This window comes from Sphingomonas dokdonensis (assembly GCF_002197685.1).
GTDB lineage: Bacteria > Pseudomonadota > Alphaproteobacteria > Sphingomonadales > Sphingomonadaceae > Sphingomonas > Sphingomonas dokdonensis.
Genome location: NZ_NBBI01000001.1, coordinates 925,183 through 948,148, shown reverse-complemented (window position 1 = coordinate 948,148; position 22,966 = coordinate 925,183). Strand labels below are relative to the sequence as shown.

Genomic DNA, 22,966 nt, shown 5'->3' with positions numbered 1-22,966 from the left:
CAACGCGGTATGGAAGCTGGCATGACCGACTTTTCCGATCTCGTCGCCGGCTACGGCCGCTTTCGCGAACATGGCTGGGCCGAGCAGCGCGATCGCTGGGCGACGCTGGCCGAGGGGCAATCGCCTAAAGTTATGGTGATCGCCTGTTCCGACAGCCGCGCCGATCCCGCCACTGTCTTCGATACGTCGCCGGGCGAGATCTTCGTGGTGCGCAACGTCGCCAATCTGGTCCCGCCGTTCGAAACCGGCGGCGGGCGGCACGGCGTGTCCGCTGCGCTTGAGTTTGCGGTGACGCAGCTCAAGGTCGAGGAAGTCGTTGTGATGGGCCACGGCATGTGCGGCGGCGTCCAGGCAGCGCTGACGCAGCAGTTCGCGCAGGCCGATCCCGGCGAAGGCGGGTTCATTGCGCATTGGATCGACCTGCTCGACACCGCGCGCGATCGTGTGACGGAAGAGCACGGCGCGGGCGACGCCGCCGTACGCGCGCTCGAGCTGGAAACGGTACGCGTCAGCATCACCAATTTGCGCAGCTTCCCGTTCGTGCAGGAAGCCGAAGCGGCCGGACGGCTGAAGCTGCGCGGCGCGTGGTTCTCGATCAAGGAAGGCGTGCTGTGGGTCATGGACGACGACGGCACGTTCGCACCGGCGCGGTAGCATCGAATGTGCGGCGGTGCCCACACACCGCCGCGCTCACGATACCGGAAGCTGGCCCCCGATGGTGCCAAGAAGGCGTGCCAGCTTCGTTTCGGTCGCGCGGTCCTCGGCGTGGTTCGCCGACAGGCTGGGCAACATCTCGGGCGCCTCGCTGCCCGCCAGCGCCATGGCCGTCTCGATCGACACGAGTTCCGCGGACTTGGCCTTGCGCAGCGCGCCGATCAGCGCCGTGTCGCGGATGCTGCCGCGCTGGTGGCTGCACGCGTCGCGATCGGCGTCGTCCATGATGCCGCTCATCCACAGATTGGAGGGCGCGCCCTCAAGGTCGGCGATGTCGTCCAGCCGTGCCGCATGACGCCGGGCGTTCGCCTGATCCCGCTCGATCACCTTGCGTAGCGGCGTGCTCGCCGTGGCTTCCGCCAGCGGCGACAATCGTTCGATCAGTAATTGCTTGCCGGCGCGCAGGTCTTGAAGGGCAACGTGGAGCAAGGCGGCGCGCGATGCGGTAAGCGACATAATAGCTTAGCGCACGTGCCGCCGCCCGGTTCCCGGCGGCGTCAGCCCGCGTCGGGCGCGACCGCCTTGGTCACGTCCTTCGGCTGCTCGGCCGTCACGCGGATGTTGAGCTCGCGCAGCTGCTTCGCCGTGGCGAAGTTCGGCGCACCCATCATCAGATCCTCCGCCTTTTGCGTCATCGGGAACACGATCACCTCGCGGATGTTCGGCTCGTCGGCGAGCAGCATGACGATCCGGTCGATGCCCGGCGCCGAGCCCCCGTGCGGCGGCGCGCCGAACTTGAACGCGTTGATCATGCCGGCGAAGTTGGTGTCGACATCCTGCTGGCTGTAGCCGGCGATCTCGAACGCCTTGTACATGATCTCCGGGCGATGGTTCCGGATCGCACCAGACGACAGCTCGATGCCGTTGCAGACGATGTCATACTGATAGGCGAGGATATCGAGCGGATCCTTGGTCTCTAGCGCCTCCATTTCGCCCTGCGGCATCGAAAACGGATTGTGGCTGAAGTCGACCTTCTTGGCGTCCTCGTCATATTCGAACATCGGGAAATCGACGATCCAGCAGAACTCGAATCGGCTCTTGTCGATAAGGTCGAGCTGCTCGGCGACGCGGGTGCGCGCCAGGCCGGCGAGCTTCGCGGCCTGCGCTTCCTTGCCCGCGGCGAAGAACACGCCGTCATCCGGGCCTAGGCCAAGCGCTTCGGCCAGCTCGCGCATGCCGACATCGCCATGGTTCTTGGCGATCGGCCCACCGAACTCACCGCCCTTGCGCGTGGCATAGCCGAGCCCGGCGAAGCCTTCGCTCTGTGCCCATGCGTTCATGTCGTCGAAGAACTTGCGGCTCTTGTCCGCGGTGTTCGGCGCCGGGATCGCGCGGACCACGTCGCCGGCCTCGACGATCGAGGCGAAGCGGCCGAAGCCGGAGCCGGAGAAATAGCCGGACACGTCCGAGATCACGATCGGATTGCGCAGGTCGGGCTTGTCGTTGCCGTACTTCAGCATCGATTCGCGGTACGGGATGCGCTTGAACGGCAGCGGCGAGACGGTGCGGCCCTTGCCCTGCCAGTCGGCGAATTCCTCGAACACGCCGTGCAGCACCGGCTCGATCGCGGCGAACACGTCTTCCTGCGTGACGTAGCTCATCTCGAAATCGAGCTGGTAGAACTCGCCCGGCGAGCGATCCGCCCGCGCGTCCTCGTCGCGGAAGCACGGCGCGATCTGGAAATAGCGGTCGAAGCCGGCGACCATCAGCAGCTGCTTGAACATCTGCGGTGCCTGCGGCAGCGCATAGAATTTACCGGGATGGACGCGGCTCGGCACCAGATAGTCGCGGGCGCCCTCGGGCGACGAGGCGGTCAGGATCGGCGTCTGGAATTCGGTAAAGCCCTGGTCGACCATGCGGCTGCGGATCGAGGAAATCACCTTCGAGCGCAGCATGATGTTGGCGTGCAGCTTCTCGCGACGCAGGTCGAGGAAGCGGTAGCGCAGGCGGATATCCTCCGGATAATCCTGCTCGCCGGCCACCGGCATCGGCAGTTCCTGCGCCTGGCTCTGCACCGTCACGCCGCGCGCGAATACCTCGATCTCGCCGGTGGAGAGGTTCGGGTTCACCGTCGCCTCCGACCGCGCCTTCACCACGCCGTCGATCGTGATGACCGATTCGACGCGCAGGCTTTCCAGCATGGGCAGCGCCGGCGAATCGCTGTCCGCCACGATCTGCGTGATGCCGTAGTGATCGCGCAGGTCGACGAACAGCACGCCGCCGTGATCGCGCTTGCGATGGATCCAGCCGGACAGGCGAACATCGGCGCCGACGTCGGCGGCGGTCAGCGCGGCGCAAGTGTGCGAACGGTAAGCGTGCATTGTGTGTGTCATCTCATTTCCGCACCACCCCGGTGAAGGCCGGGGTCCAGTCACCGGACGCTCCGATGCCAGGCCCCGGCCTTCACCGGGGTGGTAGTTTTGGATGGCCCGCGCCCTCCCCTTCCATCCCCTCTTTGTCAACCCGCGCGCGCGGGTCTATGGGGCGCGGCTTATGCATGTTCACCCGCTTATCACCGACAGCGCCGCGCTCGCCAATCTGTGCGCCCGCCTCGCCGACGCACCCTTTGTCTGCGTCGACACCGAGTTCATGCGCGAAAACACCTATTGGCCTGAGCTGTGCCTGATCCAGATCGCCGATACGGAGGAAGCCGCAGCGATCGATCCCAAGGCGCCCGGCCTCGATATGCAGCCGCTCCTCGATCTTTTGGTCAACAATGAGGATGTGCTGAAGGTCTTCCACGCCGGTGGGCAGGATATCGAGATCATCTACAATCTCACCGGCAAGACCCCCTATCCCATGTTCGATACCCAGGTTGCCGCGATGGCGCTCGGCCAGGGCGAACAGATCGGCTATTCCAACCTGGTCGACAGCTGGCTGGGCGTTACCGTCGACAAGGGCGCTCGCTTCACTGATTGGTCGCGCCGCCCGCTCGATCAGCGGCAGGTCGATTACGCGATCGGCGACGTGACCCACCTGTCGAAGATCTTCCCGCGCATGCTGGAACGGCTGAAGAAGACGGGGCGCGGCGCATGGCTCGATCAGGAGATGGAGCGCATCTCCGATCCTGCCAATTACGCCAACGATCCCGATCTTGCTTGGAAGCGGGTGCGCATTTCGGGTCGTCGCCCGGAGGTGCTGGGCCGCCTCAAGGCAATCGCGCGCTGGCGCGAGGAAGAAGCGCGGTCGAAGGACCTGCCCCGCGGCCGCATCGTCAAGGACGAAACCATCGCCGACCTCGCCGGCCACCCGCCGCGCAAACAGGCCGATCTCGCCAAGGTGCGCGGCCTGTCCGCGACCTGGGCATCGAATGACATCGGCAAGCGGCTGCTTGCGGCCATTGAAGGCGCGCAGCCACTCTCCGGCGACGAGCTGCCGCCGCGTGAGGATCGCAAGCCCGGCCTGGGCAAGGACGGCGCGCTGGTCGCCGACCTGCTCAAGCTGCTCCTGAAGATCCGCGCCCGTGATATCGACGTTGCGGCGCGCCTGCTCGCGCGCAGCGAGGAGCTGGAGGCGCTCGCCGCCGGTCAGCGTGACGGGCTCGCGATCCTCACCGGATGGCGTTTCGATCAGTTCGGGCGTGACGCGCTCGATCTGGTAGAAGGACGTCTCGGCTTCGGCGTACGCGACGGAAAGCTGAAAATGACTCGAACGGAGGATCTCGCATGAAGGCGATCGTCGCGGCGGCGGTAATGCTCGCAGGGTGCACCACCATGGATGACGCCACATCTGCTACCCCGGCTCCCGCGGCATGCAATGCCGCAGCCGTTCAGGACCTGCTCGGCAAGTCGGCCACGACGGTGCAGGCGGCGGCAAAGCAGCGCGCCGGGGCGGCGCTTGTCCGCACGTACGAAAGCGGTTCGCCGGTCACGATGGATTATCGTGCCGATCGCCTGAACATCGAAACCGATGCCGGCGGCACGATCGTCAAGCTCTCCTGCGGCTGAGCGTGCTACCGGCGCTGCGTCAGGCGCGCCGGCAGGGCCAGCGCTCCGGCCAGCGCCTTTAGCCGCTTTTCCACCGCTTCGCCGCTGAGCGCCAGATCGCCGTTGTCGAACGTCAGGTCGATGCCGTCGTGGCAACGGCGGATGGCGGTGCGGTGAAGCGGACCTGCCACCCCGCCCGAGAGGCGCTGCGCGAGCCGGATCGCCAGGCCCCAGCTCGTGGCCGTTGCGATATCCTCTGCTGACGCCAGCAGCGGGATCGGCGGTGCATAGGGCGGCTGCCCACCCAGGCTTGCCGCCAGCGCAACCGCCACCATCGCCCGGCCGCGCCCGTCGATGCCCACCCAATTGCCGTGCAATGCGGTCTCGATCCCCAGCTCGACGCGGAATTCCGGATTGGCGCGCCAGCTCGTGTCGGCCAGCAGACAGGCGGCATGACGGAGGCGCGCGTCGCTTGCCGGTTCGCCGTCGAACAGCGGCGCGATCCAGGTGTTCAGCAGATCGCCATGCTCGGGAAAGCGTCCCAGCAGCTGCCCTTCGTCACGCGCGGCAACGACCAGCGGATCGAGCGCAGCCGTTGCAGGCGAGAGCCTGTCGTAAAGCAATCCCTCGCGCAGCCCGAAGGCGGAAACAATCGTCCCGGAACACCCTAACACCGGCAACAGGGCACCAAGCAGATCGGCGGCGGCGCACAGCGTCGGCACCCGTCCGCCCGAAAGATGCGGCACCGCCTTGAACTGCGCCTTGTCCATCGTCGGCAGCTTGCGCCGCAGCAGCTCGATCCGGTTCGCCGGCATGGCATAGCCATGGAGGATGGGCAGCGGATAACCGCGATCGTGAATGTCGACCCTCGCCAGCGATCGCCACGATCCGCCCACCAGATACAAGGGCTTGCCGCGACCCACACCAGCCCAGCCCGCGTCCGCAAGGATGCGTTCCACCCGCCGCGCCATGCCGCCCTTGCCCCCGAGCGAACCCAGCCGCAGCACGCCGAGCGGGAACGACGCCTGTTCATGGCCGCGCCCGTTGGCGACGCGAATCAGCTCCAGGCTGCCCCCGCCCAGGTCTCCGACGATGCCGTTCGCTTCCGGGATCGCGGAAAGCACGCCCAACCCGGCCGCCTGCGCTTCCTGCGCGCCCGACAACAGCTCGACTGATAGCCCCAGGTTGGCCGCCAGCCGGATCAGTTCATCGCCGTTCGCCGCATCGCGCACCGCCGCGGTTGCGACCGTGCGCACCTCGTCACACGCCATTTCCTTGATCAGCGCGCCAAACCGTCGCAGCGCGGCACCGGCAAGTGCCATGGCATCGGCGTCGATCGTGCCGGTTTGCGCCAGGCTGCGGCCAAGCCCTGCCAGCACCTTTTCGTTGAACAGCGTCGCCGGCAATCGCGCCGGCCCCTGATAAACGACCAGTCGGATCGAATTGGAGCCGATGTCGATGATCGCGGTGCGTCTGCCCTCCACCCGCTCAGCCTCGCAGCGACAATTTGGGCACGGCGCCACCCTCCGCCAGCGCGGCACCGCGGCCGGACAGCGATGGGTTGGTCATGAAATACCGATGGAGATTGAACGGTTTGTCGCCAAATGGTGTCCGCTTGTATGAACCATCGGCATAGAGATCCCAGCTTTGTTCGGTGTCGATCAGATTGGCCACCATCACCTGGTCGAGCACCTGATCGTGCACCGTGCCGCTCTTCAACGGCAGCATGTATTCCACACGGCGGTCAAAATTGCGCGGCATCCAGTCGGCCGACGAAATATAGATCCGCGCATCGTCGTTCGGCAGCGCCGCGCCGTTGCCGAACACCGCGATCCGGCTGTGCTCCAGGAAGCGACCGACGATCGATTTGACGCGAATGTTCTCCGACAGCCCGGGGATGCGCGGGCGCAGGCAACAGATGCCGCGGATAACGAGGTCGATCTCCACCCCGGCGCTGCTGGCCTCGTACAATTTCTCGATGATCGCCGGGTCGACCAGGCTGTTCATCTTGGCCCAGATCGTCGCCGGGCGGCCGGCACGGGCGTGCTGGATCTCCGCCTCGATCTCCTCGATCAGCCGCGACCGGAGCGATCGGGGCGAAAGGACCAGCCCTTCCATATTCTCCGGCTCGACATAGCCGGTGATGTAGTTGAACATCCGCGCCGCATCGCGCCCCGCCGCCGGATCGGCGGTGAAGAAGCTGAGGTCGGTGTAGATCTTGGCGGTGATCGGGTGGTAATTGCCCGTGCCGAAATGGCAGTAGGTGCGAAACTGCCCGGCCTCGCGGCGCACCACCATGGAAACCTTGGCATGGGTCTTCCAGTCGATGAAGCCGTACACCACCTGCACGCCAGCCCGTTCCAGCGCGGATGCCCACAGCAGATTCTGCTCCTCATCGAACCGCGCCTTCAGCTCGACGACCGCCGTCACCGATTTCCCCGCCTCCGCCGCTTGGATCAGCGCGTTGATCACCGCCGATTGCTTGCCCGCGCGGTACAGCGTCTGCTTGATCGCCACCACGTCGGGGTCGTTTGCGGCTTGCTTGAGAAAGGCCAGCACGACATCGAATGTCTCGTACGGGTGATGGACGATAATGTCCTTGGCGCTGATCGCGGCAAAGCAATCGCCGCCAAACTCCCGAATTCGCTCGGGAAAGCGCGGGGTGAAGGGGACGAACTTCAGGTCCGGTCGATCTTCCTCGACGATCTGGTCGAGATCGCCGATGCCCAGGAACGATCCTGTTTCGGTCACCAGCGCCTGCTCGCCGAGCTCGCCGCGCAGCACCTTGGCCAGCGAATCGGGCATGCCGATTTCCAGCTCCAGCCGGATCACCCGCCCGCGGCGCCGACGCTTGATCGCATTGGCGAAGTAGCGGACCAGATCCTCCGCCTCTTCCTCGATCTCGATATCGCTATCGCGCAGCACGCGAAACTCGGCCGCTCCCTCCACGCGATATCCCGGAAAGAGGATGGCGGAAAAGCGCTTGATGATCGATTCCACCGCCACGTAGCGGGCCGGGCTGTCCGGCAGCCGTACGAAGCGCGCCATGCTGCTCGGCACCATGACGAGTTCGCGAATCGGCTCCTCGTCGGAAATCCGGATCAGGTCGAACATCACCGCCAGCCCCTTGTTGGGCATGAACGGAAACGGATGCGCGGGATCGAGCGCCTGCGGCGTGATCACCGGAAAGATCTGCTCGCGGAAATGTGTCTCCAGCCACGCCACCTCTTTGGCGGTGAGCATCGCATCGATCCGGCTCGACCCGAACACCTGGATCGCCGATTCGCCAAGCTCGTCGCGGATCTGCTGCCACACCTCTTCCTGGCTGGCGAGCAGGGCATCGGCTTGCGCGGTGATCGCGCCGAGCTGCTGCGACGGGGTCAGCCCATCGGCCGAGCGCGCCTCCACGTCGAGCAGTTGCTGCCCCTTCAGCCCGGCGACGCGAACCATAAAGAATTCGTCGAGGTTCGATCCCGAGATCGATAGGAAGCGCAGCCGCTCCAGCAGCGGATGCGCCGGGTTGCACGCCTCCTCCAGCACCCGCCGATTGAACGCCAGCCAGGACAGTTCCCGGTTGAAATACCGGTCGGTGCCCCGCTCTTCGAAGGGATCGTCATCACTGTCGAGGCGCGCTTGGCGGACGGATCGGTTCATCATGGCTCCGGCGGTATCGTCAGCAGCGCCGTGGTGGCGAGCGCTGTTCGTGCCAAGGGAATGGACAGGCGCTTGCGACGTTCCATCACCTCCTGATCCAGCGCATCGACGCAGCGTATGACGGCCACATGACTGCGCTCGATTCGGGCCAGCAGCCAGTCGATCAGCTCGGGCCGCGCATCCAGGTTGCGACGCGCGAATTCGCGTTCCAGCAGCGCACGCATCAAGGCATCGTCGGGTGGTCCGATCTCCGCCACGGGCGTGGCCGCCAGCCGCGATCGAAGATCGGGCAGGTCGACGCCCCAAGCGGGCGGCGCCACATCCGCCACCATCAGCAGCGGGCGGCGCATCTCCTGTGCGCGGTTCCATGCATGAAACAGCTCCTCCTCCGGCCGGGCGGCCGCATCGTCGATGATCGCGCCGCCGCTTTTCGCCGCAAAGATGCGCGCAATCAGGCTGCGCCCCGACTTGCGCGGCCCCACCAGCAGGCAGGTCATCACAGGCCACGTCGCCCAGCGATCCAGCATATGGGCCGCGCGCTCGTTGGACGGGGAAACCAGGAACTCGTCGTCGCGCGGATCGGCGGGCCAGACCAGCGGAAGCGCGATCTGGCTCATCGTGCGGCCGTCATCCCGCAGTGGCATTGTCGGGGGCAAGGTCGGGCGGCAGCAGTTGCGGTGCGCGGCGGATGCGGATGGTGGTGCCCGATCCGAATACCTGCCACCCACGCGCTTCCAGCCCCGCCTTCAGCGCTTCGGGCGGTCCGGCGAAGGTGACGGACATCACCGACAGCCCGCCCAGCGCCAGGCTGCTGGTGGTCGCCGCCCTGACGCCCGGCACCGCGCGCACCGCCGCCTCGCCAGCGCTCACCGCCGCGACGCCCGGCGTGTCGAACTGCACCGACACCGATATTGCCGGGATCGTCGGCGTGTCGATGACCACGGTTTCGCCGCTCTCGTCGGGTGTGTCGTCCTCGACCGGCATCTCGCTTGGCGGCACGTAGGACAGGCCGGGATCGCTGCGCAGATAGCCCGCGCGCAGCGCCTGCTGATAGGTCTCATCGAGCCGCTTCACACCGGCATCGAGCAGCTTGGGAATGCCGCTGGTGCTGCTGACGCGCAGGGTGAATTGCGATAGCAGCTTATTGTCCGGCCCCTGCCGCGCCTGGAACACCGCGATTACCGGGCCGCCGGGCCATTGCCGGTATAGCTTCACCGTCGGGATCAGCACGTCGGTGCCGCCATATTGGTTCAGCACCGCCCGCCACCAGCCGCGCCCGGGCCGCTGCGTCTGCCCCAGGTTCAGCAGCAGCGGATCGGGGCCGCTGCCGATCGGGCGGATGTAATCGATCGCGCTGCCGCCGGTGCGATAGCGAGCCCAGGCTTCCTGCCACAAGGTACGCTGCTCGAACGCCGTCGCCACGCCGCCGGACCAGACCACGGGAATCACCACCATCGGCGGCGATCGCATCACATAGTTCGAAATGCCAAGCAGCGCGCCGGTGCGATTGCGGTCGAACAAGACGCCCAGCCGCGCGACATAGCGCTTCGGCCCGATCTGCTCATTCTCGACGACGATGCCGGTGACGATCGAATCGAGCGTCGAGTCGGCGACCAGCCCCTTCCCCACACCAAGCCGGCGGGACAGCTCAAGCCACGCCTTGCGCTGCGCCAGTCGCCATCCGCCGAGCCGCGCAGCGTCGGCATCCTTGGCCGCCACATCGACACTTAGACCCGACACTTCATAGTCGCTGGAGCTGTCGACCGGGGCCACGCCTCGGCCGCCGCCCTCGATCTGGGCGATGCTGACTGCCGCACCGAGCACAAGGGCTGCGGCGGCAGGAACGAGGAACAAGGGCTTCAGACGCATAAGCCGGCGTCTTTTGGCGAAGCAGGCGTGGAAATCCAAGCGCGTTGTGGCTAGGCGGCTGTCGCATGAGCGAAAGCGGGTACACTTACGAGCAGGCCGGCGTGTCGATCGCGGCGGGCAATGCACTGGTTCGGGCGATTGCGCCCTTGGCGCGCGCGACGCGGCGCAAGGGCGCTGACGCCGACCTTGGCGGCTTCGGCGGCTTCTTCGATCTGAAGGCGGCGGGCTTCACCGATCCGTTGCTGGTCGCGGCGAACGACGGCGTCGGCACCAAGCTGAAACTCGCGATCGAGCACGACCGGCACGACGGCGTCGGCATCGATCTCGTCGCGATGTGCGCCAACGATCTGATCGTCCAGGGCGCCGAGCCGCTGTTTTTCCTGGATTATTATGCCTCGGGCAAGCTCGACGCCGCGGTGGCGGAGCGCGTGATCGCCTCCATCGCAGAGGGCTGTCGCATCGCCGGCTGCGCGCTGATCGGCGGCGAAACCGCGGAAATGCCAGGCATGTATGCCGATGGCGACTATGACCTCGCCGGCTTCTGCGTGGGTGCGGTTGAGCGGGACCGCGTGCTGACGGGCGCGCAGATCAGCACCGGTGACGTGGTCCTTGGTCTCGCCTCCTCAGGCGTGCACTCCAACGGCTTTTCGCTCGTGCGCCGCCTTGCTGCAGACAAGGGCTGGCGGCTCGACCGCCCCGCGCTGTTCGATTCCGACGTTCTCCTGATCGAGGCGCTGATGGCGCCGACTCGCATCTACGTGAAGAGCCTCCTGCCGCTCGTCACCGCCGGCCGGATCAAGGGTCTGGCGCATATCACCGGCGGCGGCCTGCTCGAGAACATTCCCCGTGTCCTGCCCGCCGGCACGCACGCGCGCATCGATGCGGACGCCTGGGCGCAGCCGCGCCTTATGGCGTTCCTGCAAGCGCAGGGCGCGATCGAGCCGGAGGAGATGGCGCGCACCTTCAACTGCGGCATCGGCATGGCGGTGATCGTCGCTGCCGATCAGGCCGAGGCAGTCGCGGCAGATCTGTCAGCTGCGGGCGAGCAGGTGTTCCGCATCGGTGCGATCGAGGCCGGCGAGCGGGGTTGCACCGTTACCGGCAGCGCCGAAACCTGGAGCGCCCGCGCACCCTGGACCGCCACGCACCACCAATGACGGTAAAGCTTGGCATTCTGATCTCCGGCCGGGGATCGAACATGCAGTCGCTCGTCGCCGGTGCAGGATCGGCCTACGAGGTGGTGGTCGTCGCCTCGGATCGCCCGAGCGCGCCCGGCCTTTCCTGGGCGCTGGAGCATGGCATCGCGACCTTTGCGCTCTCGCCCAAGGATGTCGGCAAGGCCACGTACGAGGCCGCGCTCGATGCCGCATTGCGCGCGGCCGGCGCGGAATATCTCGCGCTCGCCGGCTATATGCGCCTCCTCTCGGACGAGTTCGTCGCGCGCTGGCGCGAGCGGATCGTCAACATCCATCCCTCGCTCCTGCCGAAGTACAAGGGGCTGGACACGCACGCCCGCGCGATCGCCGCCGGAGACGAGGCGGCTGGCTGCTCGGTTCACCTGGTGACGGAAGAGCTGGATGGCGGCGAGGTGCTCGGCCAGGCAGAGGTGCCGATCCTGGCAGGCGACACTGCGGAAAGCCTCGCCGCGCGCGTGCTCGCCGAGGAGCATCGTTTGTATCCGCGCGTTCTGGCCGAATGGCTGAACAGGTAAATACCCCCGCCGATGCGCTCGATTGCGTCCGGTCGATCGCTTTGGCTCTTCCGGAAGCCGCCGAGCGCCCCTCCCACGGGGCGCCGGGCTTTCACATCGAAAACGGCAAGTTCTTTGCCTATTTCTGGCACGATCACCACGGCGACGGCGAGACGGCGGTTCTGCTGAAAACCACCGGCGCCGAGGAACAGACCATGCTGATCGAGGCGGACCCGGACCTTTACTACAAGCCTGCCTATCTGGGGTCGTCCGGCTGGATCGCGATCCGAGTCGCTGCGCCCGACACCGATTGGGACCATGTCGCCGATCGGATCGCCGTCAGTTGGGAACTCGCCGCGCCCCGCCGCCTGCTGGAAGCGGGCGGCCGGTGAGCGACGCGCCGAAGAGCCGCCGACGCCTGATCACCTTGCCCGAGATGGTGGCGGTGCTCGGCCTGGTCGTCGGCGCGCTGACGCTTGGCCTCAACTGGAGCGACAAACGCCAGGCCGCGCAGGAGCGTGCCGCGGCAAGTGCCGCAGCCGGCGCCGCCAAGGTAAGGCTCAATCTGGATGCCGATCTTGCGCGCGGCGGCAGCGAAATCCGCCTGTCGGATGCGCAGCACGAGCTGATCGACACCGCGATCGATTTCCCTTCTGCGCTCGGCATCGAGCGGCAAGCACCGGCCACCGCGCGGATCGACAAGGATTGGTTTGCCGCGGCGGTGCTGAAGGCGACCGATGGCGGCGCAGACGATCGCGAGGGGCGCCTGCCCCTCCTCGTGACCACGCGCTACATGGTCGGCGACAGCCCGCGTGAAGGGCGCGGGATCGTGGAGATCGTCTGGCGGACGCATGGCCGCCTTGTCGGAGGTCGCAGCCTCACGATCGAGGCGGTGCGGGTGCGCGAGCAGAAGGGCGATCGCAAACGGATCGACGCGCTATGGTCGGCCGAAATGCGGCGTCAGAGCGCCCGCGCGTAGATCACGTCGTCGTACCAGCCGGCGCCGACGTTGAAGCGCCGCGTGCCCGCTAGGGTAAAGCCTTCGCGCTCGTAGAAGTCCCGTGCCCGCTTGTTGGTACCCAGCACGCCCAGCAGCAGTCGCTTGCCGCCCAGCGCCGCCGCATCCTCAAGCGCCAACGCCATCAGCCGATGCCCCAGCCCCGTCCCGCGCGTCACCGACAGCGCGTAGATGCGGCGCAACTCGATATCGCCATCCAGCGGCTCGATCGGCAGATCGGGGCGAGTCAGCAGCGAATAGCCGACCGGCGCGTGCCCCACGGGATGTTCCGCAAGGGTGACGACGCTGGCCGCGTCATCCGCCCAGCCGGCGAACCTCGCCGGCGAGCTGTTGCGTGCGCAATGCGCCACGACATCTTCGCCGGGCAGGATGCCGGCAAAGGTTTCAAGAAAGCTGGCGGCGGCCACCATCGCCACCGCCGGCGCATCCGCCGCGGTGGCCCGGCGCAGCCGCCAGTCTTGCGTCATCGGATCAGCCGACGATCTCTTCGGGCTTGAAGAAATAGGCGATTTCGATCGCCGCATTCTCGTCCGAGTCCGAACCATGCACCGAGTTCGCCTCGATCGATTCGGCCAGTTCCTTGCGGATCGTGCCGGCGTCGGCGTTCTCGGGGTTCGTCGCGCCCATGATGTCGCGGTTGCGCTGCACGGCGTTCTCGCCTTCCAGCACCTGCACGACCACCGGGCCGGAGATCATGAAGGAGACGAGGTCGTTGAAGAACGGACGCTCCTTGTGGACGGCGTAAAAGCCCTCGGCCTGCTCCTTGGTCATCTGGATGCGCTTGGATGCGACGACGCGCAGGCCGGCTTCCTCCAGCATCTTGGTGACGGCGCCGGTCAGGTTGCGACGGGTCGCATCGGGCTTGATGATCGAAAAGGTACGATTGGCGGCCATGATGGTCGCTTGCTCCTGTGTTGGGAATGCTGGAAACTGCGGGGCCGTTAGCGGGGGGATGCGGGCAGCGCAACTACCCAGCTATCAGTCGTAAGCAGGGTGTACTGGTTGGCGGGAGTCCCTTTGCTTGCAATTCGCGATGGGGCCGCAACATGAGCGTTGGCGAGTTCGAACGGGAGCAGCGTCGCGTCGCATGGGGCATGGGCGCCGCGCTCGTGACGGCAATCGTCGTCATTGCCTTTGGGGTGGGGGCGGATCGGGCGCTCGGACCGATCCCCTTTACACAGCGCGTGGCCTTCACCATCCGAGCGGACGCCTTTGTAATTCTATGGTTGGCAGCGGGCATCGCGAATGTCGCCCGGATGCGCTTCTTTTCGGCGCAGGACATAGCCGGCAGCAGTGTCGCGCGCGCGTCGGAAAAGGTGCGTGAGGCACGCGCGATCCTGCAAAACACGCTTGAGCAGGCGATGCTCGCCATCGGCGCTCACCTCATCGTCGCCGCGACCTTCTCGCAAGCACGCATGTCGATCGTCGCGCTGGTCTGCCTGTTCGGCGTCGGCCGGCTGCTGTTCTGGATCGGCTACCGGCGGGGAGCGGCCGCACGGGCGTATGGTTTTGGGCTGACCTTTTATCCGAGCCTCATGGCGCTGGTGGCGTGCGCTGCCACGATCGCGGTCGGCTCGGCCGCCTGATCGTTGCAGCGATCAGGCCGCCTGCTCCCATCGCCCATCCTCATTCTGCTTCCAATAGCGTCGCTCGATGCCGTCGTGCCCGGCCAGCGAGCGCCACGCCGTTCGTGCTTCCTCGATCCGCTCGTCGTCGAAGAAGTGAAAGGCGCGGTCGAATTTCAGCGTCGCCTCGCGCCACTCGCCATCGATCAGCGCGACGTGGCGCGCGCCGTTGGCCGCGTTCACCTCGCCCGCGATCAGGATCGGCTGCGCGCCGTCATCGCCCGCACCGGCGCAGGCATGCGGCAGGAAGCTGTCCGCCGCATAGTCCCACAGCAGGCGGTCGATCGCGGTGCGCTGCGCCTCATCCGCGCCCACGATCAACAATCGCTCGCCACCGGCAAGCACGCGCTCCGCGATCCGCGGCAGCGCGCGCTCGATCGGCATCTGCGTCAGGTGATAGAAATCGACCTGCATCAGCCTTCGAAGTTGCTTGCGACGAACGAGTCCAGCAGCCGCACGCCATAGCCGGTCGCGCCCTTGCCCCAGGTCGGGCCGTCCTTGTCGGACCACACCATGCCTGCGACGTCCAGGTGCGCCCAGCGCACGCCCTCGTCGACGAAGCGCTTGATGAACTGCGCCGCGGTGATCGAGCCGCCGCCGCGCGGGCCGACGTTCTTCATGTCGGCGATCGGGCTGTCGATCAGCTTGTCGTAGCCTGGCCCCATCGGGAAGCGCCACAACTGGTCGCCGCTTGCCTTGCTCGCCGCGAGCAGCTGGTCCGCCAGGCCATCGTCATTGGCGAACAGGCCGCCCATCTCGTTGCCCAGGCTGACGATCATCGCGCCGGTCAGCGTGGCGAGGTCGACGATCGTCTTCACCTTGTGCGTCCGCTGCACCCAGGTGACGCAATCGCACAGCACCAGGCGCCCCTCGGCATCGGTGTTGATCACCTCGATCGTTTGGCCGGACATGGAGGTCACCACGTCGCCCGGCCGCTGTGCATTGCCGTCCGGCATGTTCTCGACCAACCCCATCACGCCGATCACGTTCGCCTTGGCCTTGCGCATGGCGAGCGTCTTCATCGCGCCGGCGACCGCGCCCGCGCCGCCCATGTCCCACTTCATGTCTTCCATGCCGGCGGCCGGCTTGATCGAGATGCCGCCCGTGTCGAACGTCACGCCCTTGCCGACCAGCGCCAGCGCCGGATCGCCCGCACCCGCGCCGTTCCACTTCAGCGCCAGGATGCGTGCCTCGCGCCGCGAGCCCTGCGATACACCCAGCAGCGCGCCCATGCCCAGCTCGCGCATCGCCGGCTCATCCAGCACGATCACCTCGAGGCCGAGCCCCTCGGTCGCCTTGGTGACGATCTCGACAAAGCTTTCCGGGTAAAGAATGTTCGGCGGCAGCGTCACCAGCGTCTTGGTGAGCGCGAGCCCTTGCGTCACCGCGTTGCGCGCGTTCCACGCGGCATCGGTGTCGGCCGGCGCGCCGACGATCGTCACGTCCGTGAACGACGGCTTGGCATCGTCCGCCAGCTTGGTGCGATACTCATCGAAGCGCCATGCCCGCTGCGCGATCGCCGCGCCCAGCCGCGCTGCGGCCGAGGCATCGGCGCCGCTGCCGGTCAGGTCGACGGTCGCTGCCTTCACGCCGGAGGTGAGCAGCTTCGCCGTCAGCGCGCCGCCCGCCCGCTCGTAGCTCGCGTCGTCACCCTCGCCCACGCCAAGCAGCAGGATTCGGCTCGCGCCCTTCCCCGCTGCGACATAGGCCTCCGCCACGCTGCCCGCCTCACCCTTGAACCTTTGCCCTGCTGCAGCGGCGGCAACGATGGCGCGGGCCGATTCGTCCAGGCCAGCCGGCGCAATGGCGGCGGCACCGGCCTTGGTCACCGGCAGCGCGAGCACCGGCGTTTCCGCAGGACGATTGGCGGCAAAGGTCACGTTCATGGCTATTCCTCTTGTTTCGGGCTGCAGATAGGGTGTCCGGCCGCCGGAGGCAAAGCGTTGCGCCCCGCCGCGTCGATGGATAGGGCCGATGATCAAGCCGGCACCAGGCGGCGAAAAGGGGTTCAAGCTTTGCGAGTAAGCGAGTGACGCGTCTCGACCTTCTGTCCGGTTGCGCGTTTTCTGCGGCCCTGCTGCTCGGCCTGCCGGGCGTTGCCGCCGCGCAGGATCTCCAGGATCGTCCGGTTGCACCGCCCCTACCCGAAGCACCCGCTGCGCCGCCGCCAGGCGCGGCAGCAGAGGATCAGATCAACTTCAGCGCCGGCATGCTCGAATATGATTACGAGCAGGACATCGTCACCGCGACGAGCGACGTGCGCATGTTCCGCGCCGGCGAGCGGCTGCGCGCGGACAAGGTGGTGTGGAACCGCAAAACCGGCAAAGTGATCGCCACCGGTAACATCGCCGTCACCAATCCGCAGGGCGACACGGCCTATGGCGATCAGATCGAGCTGACTGATTCGCTGAAAGACGGTCTAGTCGACAACATGCTGGTCGTGCTGGACCGCGGCGGGCGGCTCGCCGCCGATCGCGGCACCCGCTACGAGGATGGCACCATCTCGCTAGACCGCGCGGCCTATACCGCCTGTTCGGTGGTCGATTCGGATGGCTGTCCGAAGGAGCCGACGTGGAAGGTCACGGCGGTGAAGGTGACGTACCGGCCCGATCGCGAGCGGGTCTATTACACCGGCGGCCAGGTCCACCTGTTCGGCCTTCCCTCCATCCCGCTCCCAAAATTCTCCCACCCGATCGGCGAGGGCACCGCCAGCGGGCTCCTGTCGCCCAGCGTGCGCTACGATCGGGTGAACGGCTTCGAGGTCGCCACCCCCTATCTCTTCCGGCTCGCGCCCAACCGCAAGCTGACGGTAACGCCGCACGTCTATTCGGACGTGCTGCCGATGCTGCAGGCCAATTACGAGCATTTGAACGAGCTCGGCGCGTTCAGCATCACCGGCTACGGCACCGCCAGCCGCCGCAGCGACGATCTGTCGAGCGGCTTTGCCTCCTCCACCGAGCGCGCCTTCCGCGGTTATCTCGATGGCGTCGGCCGTTTCCAGCTCGACGAGAACTGGAGCCTGTCCGGCTCGCTGCGCCTCACCACCGACCGCACGTTCCTGCGCCGCTACGACATCTCGCGCGCCGATCGCCTGCGCACGACGTTCGCGCTCGAGCGGATCGATCGCGACAGCTATTTCTCGCTCGCCGGTTGGGCCACCCAGACGCTGCGCGTGGGCGAGCGGCAGGGTCTTCAGCCCGTCGCCCTGCCCGAACTCGACTATCGTCGCCGCATGAAGGAAGACCTGCTCGGCGGCACTGTGCAGTTCCAGCTCAACACGCTCGCGCTCGGCCGCAAGGCAGGGCAGGACACGCAGCGCGCCTTTGCCAGCGCGCGCTGGGATCTGCGCCGCCTGACGAACTGGGGCCAGGAAGTCACCTTCACCGCCTTCGCCCGCGCCGACGCCTATAACACCGACGATACCGCCGCGACCAACGTGGTGCGGTATCGCGGATTGGAAGGCTTCCATTCGCGCGCGATCGGCGCGGTTGCGGTGGATGTGCGCTGGCCCTTCGTCGGCGAGCTGTTCGGCGGCACGCAGCGCATCACCCCGCGGCTTCAGATCGTCGCCTCGCCCAAGATCGAGAACCTCGACCTGCCCAACGAGGACGCCCGCGCGATCGACCTTGAGGATTCGAACCTCTTCGCGCTCAATCGCTTCGCCGGCTACGACCGCTGGGAGGATTCATCGCGCGCCACCTATGGTCTCGATTACGGCCTCGATCTGCCGGGGCTCAGCATCGCCACCAACATCGGGCAGAGCTACCGCCTCGACAATCGCGAGACGATCTTCCCCTCGGGCACCGGGCTCAGCGATCGCTTCTCGGACATCGTCGGCCGCACCACCGTGCGCTTCCGCGATTTTGTCTCGCTCACCCACCGCTATCGGCTGGACAAGAACAGCCTGGCCGTGCGCCGCAACGAGATCGATGCGACGGTTGGTTCCCGTGCGACCTATCTGCTTGTCGGCTATCTGCGCCTGAACCGCGACATCGACCAGCTAGAGGATCTGCAGGATCGCGAGGAGATCCGGGTTGGCGGCCGCGTGCAATTCGCCCGCTTCTGGTCCGCCTTTGCCTCCGGGCTGATCGACCTGACCGACCGGACCGACGATGTCTTCTCGCTGTCGGACGGCTTTGATCCGATCCGTCACCGGCTCGGCGTGCAATATGAGGACGATTGCCTCACGCTCGGCGTCACCTGGCGGCAGGACTATCGCACCACCGGCGACGCGCGCCGCGGCAGCAGCTTCCTGTTGACGCTGGCGTTGAAGAACCTCGGGCGCTAAGCCCCGGTTCAGCTAGAAAAATGCAGAGCCGTGTCGCCACCAACGGCGCGCAACATGGGATTCCGGAACGAGTGACGACGATGGGCAACAAGGCGCTGCGGTTTGGCCGCATCGCGGGCGTGGCGCTGGCACTGGCCGCGGCAGGTGCCGCCACCGGTCAGCAGGCCGGGCCGGCAACCGTGAACGATCAGTCGCTGCCGGATAACACCGGGCTGAACATTCCGCAGAACCTCGAGATCTTCGGCAAGGTCGATCCGAACGTCCGCAAGGCGACCGCGATCGTGAACGACAACGTGCTCACCCGCACGGACGTCGACCAGCGCGTCGCGCTGATCCTTGCGGCTAACAACACGCAGCTGCCGCCCGAGGAGATCGACCGTCTGCGCCTCCAGGTGCTGCGGCAGCTGATCGACGAGGTGCTCCAGATCCAGCAGGCGAAGACGGCCGACATCACCATTACCGATGCCGAGCTGAACCAGAGCTTCGATCGCATCGCCAGCAACTTCAAGCAAACGCCCGATCAGTTCCGCACGTTTCTGCGCCAGCAGGGCTCGTCCGAGCGGTCGATCCGTCGTCAGATCGAGGGTGAGCTGGCATGGCAGCGCTATCTGCGCCGCCGCGTCGAGCCGTTTGTCAATGTCGGCGAGGAAGAGGTGAAGGCCATCCTCGACCGGCTTGAGGCTGCCAAGGGCACCGACGAATATCACCTCAACGAAATCTATCTCTCTGCCACGCCCGACCGCACCGAGCAGGTCTATGGCGCGGCGCGTCAGCTGATCGGCGAGATCCAGAAGGGCCAGGCGCCCTTCGGATATTTCGCCCGCAACTTCTCCGAGGCGTCGACCCGCGGCGTCAACGGCGATCTGGGCTGGGTGCGCGGTGCGCAGATCCCGCCGGAGCTCGCCGAAGCCGCATCGCAGATGCAGGTCGGTCAGGTCGTCGGCCCGGTCCCCGTCCCCGGCGGCTTCTCGATCCTGTATCTGGTCGACAAGCGTCAGGTGCTCACCGCCAATCCGCGCGATGCGCGGTTGAGCCTGAAGCAGATGACGATCAAGTTCCCGCGCGGCACCACGCAGGCGCAGGCGAGCCAGCGCACCGCCGAGTTCGCCAGCACGATCAACAAGCTGCAGGGCTGCGGCTCGGTCGAGCGCGTCGCCTCGACCATCAACGCCGAGGTGGTGCAGAACGACGCCATCCGCATCCGCGATCTTCCCGCGCCACTGCAGGAGATCATGCTGAACCTTCAGGTCGGTCAGGCCAGCCCGCCCTTCGGCAATCCCGAAGAAGGCGTACGCACGCTGGTCCTGTGCGGCCGGGACGATACCAGCACCGCGCAGCTGCCGGGGACGGAGCAGATCCAGAACCAGCTGGAGCAGCAGCGCGTCAACCTGCGCGCGCAGCAGGCGCTGCGCGATCTGCGGCGCGACGCGATCGTGGAGTATCGCTGAGATCCCGGTCGTGACTCCTCTTGCCGTCTCCATGGGCGACCCCGCCGGCATCGGCCCCGAAGTGATCGCCAAGGCCTGGGCCGGGCGCGAAGCCGCCGAGCTGCCGCCGTTCTTCGCCGTCGGTGACGCACGCGCGATCACGCGTGTGTGGGACGGCCCCGTCGCGCCCATCACCGATCTTCGCGAGGTCGCCGACGCGTTCGGCTCCGCCCTGCCCGTCCTCACCGTGGAGGATGGCGGGGAGATCGTGCCCGGTCAGCCCGACGCCGATGGCGCCCGCTGCGCGCTACATTCGCTGGAGCTTGCCGTGGGGCTCGCCCGATCGGGTGCCGCCGCCGCGCTTGTCACCGGGCCGGTGTCGAAGGCGCAGCTTTACGGCATCGGCTTCAACCATCCCGGCCAGACCGAGTTCGTTGCCGAACGGTTCGGCGTGTCGCGCGACAATTCGGTGATGATGCTCGCCGGTCCGTCGCTGCGGGTCGTGCCGATGACGACGCACGTGCCCTTGGCGCAAGTGTCCTCGCTGCTGACGATCGACATGGTCGCGGCCAAGGCGCGCGCAACCGTGCGTGGTCTGCGCCGCAACTTCGGCATCGCGGAGCCGCGGCTCGCCGTCGCCGGCTTCAATCCGCATGCCGGCGAGTCCGGCGCGCTGGGCCGCGAGGAGATCGAGGTGCTCGAACCAGCGGTCGCCCTGCTGCGTGAGGAGGGCATCGACATCACCGGCCCGTTCGCCGCCGACACCATGTTCCACCAGCGCGCACGCGCGCAATATGATGCCGCGCTCTGCTGCTACCACGATCAGGCGCTGATTCCGTTGAAGGCGCTGCACTTCGACGACGGGGTGAACATCACGCTTGGCCTGCCGGTGGTGCGCACATCGCCCGATCACGGCACCGCATTCGGGCTCGCCGGGCAGGACCGCGCGGAGCCTGGCGCGATGATGGCGGCGATCGCCATGGCGGCCAGCGCCGCCGCGCATCGCGCCGCTTGCCCGCACCTGTGACGGAGCTGCCGCCGCTGCGCGACGTCATCGCGCGGCACGGCCTCAGCGCCTCCAAGGCGCTCGGCCAGAACTTCCTGTTCGATGCGCAACTCCTCGGCCGCATCGCCCGCATCCCCGGCGATCTGGACGGTGCCGAGGTGCTGGAGGTCGGGCCCGGTCCCGGTGGCCTCACGCGCGCGCTGCTCGCCGCCGGCGCTCGGGTCACGGCAATCGAGCGTGACCGGCGCTGCATTCCGGCGCTCGCCGAACTCGGCGAAACGTATCCCGATCAGCTGAAGGTGATCGAGGGCGATGCTCTGGCGATCGACCCGCAGCCCCTGTTCGGCGGCAAGCCGCACATCGCCGCCAACCTGCCGTATAACGTCGGCACCGCCTTGCTCGTCGGCTGGCTTTCCGCGCCGTGGCTGCCGTGGTGGCAATCGCTGACGCTGATGTTCCAGCGCGAGGTCGCCGATCGCATCGTCGCCGCCCCGGGCACCGACGCGTACGGCCGGCTCGCCGTGCTCGCGCAATGGCGCAGTACGCCGCGGATCGCCATGCCCGTCCATCGCTCGGCCTTCACCCCGCCGCCCAAGGTGATGTCGGCCGTCGTCCACATCGTACCGGGCGAAGCGCCCGAGGGCGTGAAGCTCGCCAAGCTGGAGGCACTCACCGCCGCCGCTTTCGGCCAGCGCCGCAAGATGCTGCGCCAAAGCCTGCGCAGCCTGCCCGGCGCGCTCGCCGCGCTCGAAGCCGAAGGGATCGACCCTACCCGGCGCGCGGAAACCGTCAGCGTGGCCGAATTCGTCGCGCTGGCCCGCCGCCTGAGCATTCCCGACGGCGGCTAAGGTAACGTGCTCGGCGCCTCGGTACGCGCTGGTTTGAATTCGGCCACCTAGCGACATTCGCCGCCCAGGCTAAGGTCGGGGCCTAGTTAATAAAGCATTCGCGAGCAGGGGTGCGCAGGAACGCTGCACCGCGGCAGTTCACCGCCAAAGTGCGATAGCGCCACATAAAGCGTCGTTTCGTAATCAGGTACTTGCGACGGCGGTCCAGCCAAGCGGCTCAAGTCTAAGCGGGGCCTCGGCGATGGCTGGCGCCCAAGTGGGAAAGCATTGGCGAGCAGCGGTGCGAGAGCCGACCCTGTCCCCTACCAAGTCAAGTAAGCCCGATGTCACCGCCGTAAACACCAGGCCGATCAGCGAACTGCGTTTCAGTTCTTCGCCGGCACCGACGTGGGCGGCGTCACTTGTGCCGTCGAAACCGGCGGCCCCTTGGCGATGCTCGCCGCCAGCGTGGTCGCCTGCGGACAGGTCGTCTTGCACAGCGCCTTGACCTTCGCGAGGTTCTCCTTGGCCCGCGCCACTGCGCCCTTGATTACCAGCGCCTGACCCTGCCCGCTCAGCGCCTCGATATCGTTCGGCTCCAGCAGCAACGCCTCGCGGTACAGGCGGATCGCCTTGCCCGGCAGGCCCTGGCGCTCGGAAATCTCCGCCATTTCGATGAACGCCTGCCGGTTGCGCGGATCGACCGCGGCCGCGGATTCGAGCAGCCCGATCGCACCGTCCGCATTGCCCGCCGCGCGTGCGGCCTTGCCCTGTTGCAGCAAGGCGAGCGACTTGGCGTCGATCTGGTCGTCGGGGCGTTGGCCGTGGAGCGAAGTCGAGATCGAAACCATCGCAAGGGCGGCGGCAACGGCGACTGACGTATAACGCATCAAGGGCTCCAGCTTGGGCACGGCAAGGCCGG

The 22,966-nt window shown here is 67.0% G+C and carries 23 protein-coding genes; 12 read left to right on the top strand and 11 right to left on the bottom strand.

Annotated elements, in window-relative coordinates:
• The first annotated feature begins 21 nt into the window (after window positions 1-21).
• Entirely contained in the window at window positions 22-654 is a 633-nt protein-coding gene (locus SPDO_RS04485) for a carbonic anhydrase (protein WP_088366178.1), read from the top strand.
• Window positions 655-690: 36 nt separating this feature from the next.
• Here SPDO_RS04485 and SPDO_RS04480 read toward each other — a convergent pair whose 3' ends face one another.
• Both SPDO_RS04480 and aspS read right to left on the bottom strand, forming a co-directional pair.
• Entirely contained in the window at window positions 691-1,170 is a 480-nt protein-coding gene (locus SPDO_RS04480; RefSeq protein ID WP_088366177.1) for a DUF892 family protein, read from the bottom strand.
• A 41-nt stretch (window positions 1,171-1,211) separates the two neighbouring features.
• Complete coding sequence (gene aspS / locus SPDO_RS04475) at window positions 1,212-3,035, bottom strand: aspartate--tRNA ligase (protein ID WP_088366176.1); 1,824 nt, start codon at window positions 3,033-3,035, stop codon at window positions 1,212-1,214.
• Between the two features lie 172 nt (window positions 3,036-3,207).
• Here aspS and rnd point away from each other — a divergent pair, with 172 nt between their 5' ends.
• Both rnd and SPDO_RS04465 read left to right on the top strand, forming a co-directional pair.
• Window positions 3,208-4,383, top strand: a complete 1,176-nt coding sequence (gene rnd / locus SPDO_RS04470; protein ID WP_088366387.1) for a ribonuclease D — start codon at window positions 3,208-3,210, stop codon at window positions 4,381-4,383.
• Window positions 4,380-4,661: an I78 family peptidase inhibitor gene (locus tag SPDO_RS04465; protein WP_088366175.1), complete on the top strand. Its 282-nt coding sequence runs from the start codon at window positions 4,380-4,382 to the stop codon at window positions 4,659-4,661. The genes rnd and SPDO_RS04465 overlap by 4 nt, the downstream gene beginning before the upstream one ends.
• Before the next feature lie 5 nt (window positions 4,662-4,666).
• Here SPDO_RS04465 and SPDO_RS04460 read toward each other — a convergent pair whose 3' ends face one another.
• From SPDO_RS04460 to SPDO_RS04445, 4 genes are read right to left on the bottom strand one after another with little or no spacing between them, the layout of a single operon-like run.
• Window positions 4,667-6,124, bottom strand: coding sequence for a Ppx/GppA family phosphatase (locus SPDO_RS04460; RefSeq protein ID WP_245829103.1), 1,458 nt, complete (start codon window positions 6,122-6,124; stop codon window positions 4,667-4,669).
• 4 nt (window positions 6,125-6,128) lie between these two features.
• Window positions 6,129-8,294, bottom strand: a complete 2,166-nt coding sequence (locus tag SPDO_RS04455) for an RNA degradosome polyphosphate kinase (protein ID WP_088366173.1) — start codon at window positions 8,292-8,294, stop codon at window positions 6,129-6,131.
• Window positions 8,294-8,911 (bottom strand): HdaA/DnaA family protein, encoded by a 618-nt coding sequence (locus SPDO_RS04450; RefSeq protein ID WP_088366386.1) that lies wholly within the window; start codon window positions 8,909-8,911, stop codon window positions 8,294-8,296. The genes SPDO_RS04455 and SPDO_RS04450 overlap by 1 nt, the downstream gene beginning before the upstream one ends.
• Before the next feature lie 10 nt (window positions 8,912-8,921).
• Window positions 8,922-10,163: a hypothetical protein gene (locus SPDO_RS04445; RefSeq protein WP_088366172.1), complete on the bottom strand. Its 1,242-nt coding sequence runs from the start codon at window positions 10,161-10,163 to the stop codon at window positions 8,922-8,924.
• Between the two features lie 65 nt (window positions 10,164-10,228).
• On the opposite strand from SPDO_RS04445, the gene purM reads away from it, so the two are divergent.
• The 4 genes from purM to SPDO_RS04425 are packed head-to-tail and all read left to right on the top strand — an operon-like array spanning window position 10,229 to window position 12,832.
• Window positions 10,229-11,320 carry a phosphoribosylformylglycinamidine cyclo-ligase gene (gene purM / locus SPDO_RS04440; RefSeq protein ID WP_088366171.1) on the top strand — a complete coding sequence of 364 codons (1,092 nt, stop codon included), beginning with the start codon at window positions 10,229-10,231 and terminating at the stop codon, window positions 11,318-11,320.
• Window positions 11,317-11,874 carry a phosphoribosylglycinamide formyltransferase gene (gene purN, locus SPDO_RS04435; RefSeq protein ID WP_088366170.1) on the top strand — a complete coding sequence of 186 codons (558 nt, stop codon included), beginning with the start codon at window positions 11,317-11,319 and terminating at the stop codon, window positions 11,872-11,874. The genes purM and purN overlap by 4 nt, the downstream gene beginning before the upstream one ends.
• Window positions 11,859-12,245, top strand: coding sequence for an MmcQ/YjbR family DNA-binding protein (locus tag SPDO_RS04430; protein WP_088366169.1), 387 nt, complete (start codon window positions 11,859-11,861; stop codon window positions 12,243-12,245). The genes purN and SPDO_RS04430 overlap by 16 nt, the downstream gene beginning before the upstream one ends.
• Window positions 12,242-12,832, top strand: coding sequence for a hypothetical protein (locus SPDO_RS04425; protein WP_088366168.1), 591 nt, complete (start codon window positions 12,242-12,244; stop codon window positions 12,830-12,832). Before SPDO_RS04430 ends, SPDO_RS04425 begins: the two co-directional genes overlap by 4 nt.
• On the opposite strand, the gene SPDO_RS04420 is transcribed toward SPDO_RS04425, so the two are convergent.
• On the bottom strand, window positions 12,814-13,338 hold the full coding sequence (locus tag SPDO_RS04420; protein ID WP_088366167.1) for a GNAT family N-acetyltransferase: 525 nt from the start codon (window positions 13,336-13,338) through the stop codon (window positions 12,814-12,816). The two genes, SPDO_RS04425 and SPDO_RS04420, sit on opposite strands and share 19 nt — an antisense overlap.
• A gap of 4 nt (window positions 13,339-13,342) precedes the next feature.
• Window positions 13,343-13,765, bottom strand: coding sequence for a nucleoside-diphosphate kinase (ndk, locus tag SPDO_RS04415; RefSeq protein ID WP_088366166.1), 423 nt, complete (start codon window positions 13,763-13,765; stop codon window positions 13,343-13,345).
• Between the two features lie 26 nt (window positions 13,766-13,791).
• On the opposite strand from ndk, the gene SPDO_RS04410 reads away from it, so the two are divergent.
• Window positions 13,792-14,457, top strand: a complete 666-nt coding sequence (locus SPDO_RS04410) for an MAPEG family protein (RefSeq protein ID WP_245829102.1) — start codon at window positions 13,792-13,794, stop codon at window positions 14,455-14,457.
• A gap of 12 nt (window positions 14,458-14,469) precedes the next feature.
• On the opposite strand, the gene SPDO_RS04405 is transcribed toward SPDO_RS04410, so the two are convergent.
• Window positions 14,470-14,910, bottom strand: coding sequence for a DNA polymerase III subunit chi (locus SPDO_RS04405; protein ID WP_088366164.1), 441 nt, complete (start codon window positions 14,908-14,910; stop codon window positions 14,470-14,472).
• Entirely contained in the window at window positions 14,910-16,382 is a 1,473-nt protein-coding gene (locus SPDO_RS04400) for a leucyl aminopeptidase (protein ID WP_088366163.1), read from the bottom strand. Before SPDO_RS04400 ends, SPDO_RS04405 begins: the two co-directional genes overlap by 1 nt.
• A 143-nt stretch (window positions 16,383-16,525) precedes the next feature.
• Here SPDO_RS04400 and SPDO_RS04395 point away from each other — a divergent pair, with 143 nt between their 5' ends.
• From SPDO_RS04395 to rsmA, 4 genes are read left to right on the top strand one after another with little or no spacing between them, the layout of a single operon-like run.
• On the top strand, window positions 16,526-18,784 hold the full coding sequence (locus tag SPDO_RS04395) for an LPS-assembly protein LptD (RefSeq protein WP_088366162.1): 2,259 nt from the start codon (window positions 16,526-16,528) through the stop codon (window positions 18,782-18,784).
• A 20-nt stretch (window positions 18,785-18,804) separates the two neighbouring features.
• Entirely contained in the window at window positions 18,805-20,232 is a 1,428-nt protein-coding gene (locus tag SPDO_RS04390) for a peptidylprolyl isomerase (RefSeq protein ID WP_245829099.1), read from the top strand.
• Window positions 20,233-20,242: 10 nt separating this feature from the next.
• The gene (gene pdxA, locus SPDO_RS04385; protein ID WP_425441919.1) at window positions 20,243-21,238 is read left to right on the top strand and encodes a 4-hydroxythreonine-4-phosphate dehydrogenase PdxA; all 996 of its coding nucleotides are present in this window, start codon (window positions 20,243-20,245) and stop codon (window positions 21,236-21,238) included.
• Window positions 21,235-22,065, top strand: coding sequence for a 16S rRNA (adenine(1518)-N(6)/adenine(1519)-N(6))-dimethyltransferase RsmA (rsmA, locus tag SPDO_RS04380; RefSeq protein WP_088366159.1), 831 nt, complete (start codon window positions 21,235-21,237; stop codon window positions 22,063-22,065). Before pdxA ends, rsmA begins: the two co-directional genes overlap by 4 nt.
• Before the next feature lie 365 nt (window positions 22,066-22,430).
• Here rsmA and SPDO_RS04375 read toward each other — a convergent pair whose 3' ends face one another.
• A complete protein-coding gene (locus SPDO_RS04375; protein WP_088366385.1) occupies window positions 22,431-22,934 on the bottom strand; it encodes a tetratricopeptide repeat protein in 504 nt (167 codons plus the stop codon).
• Window positions 22,935-22,966 lie beyond the last annotated feature (32 nt).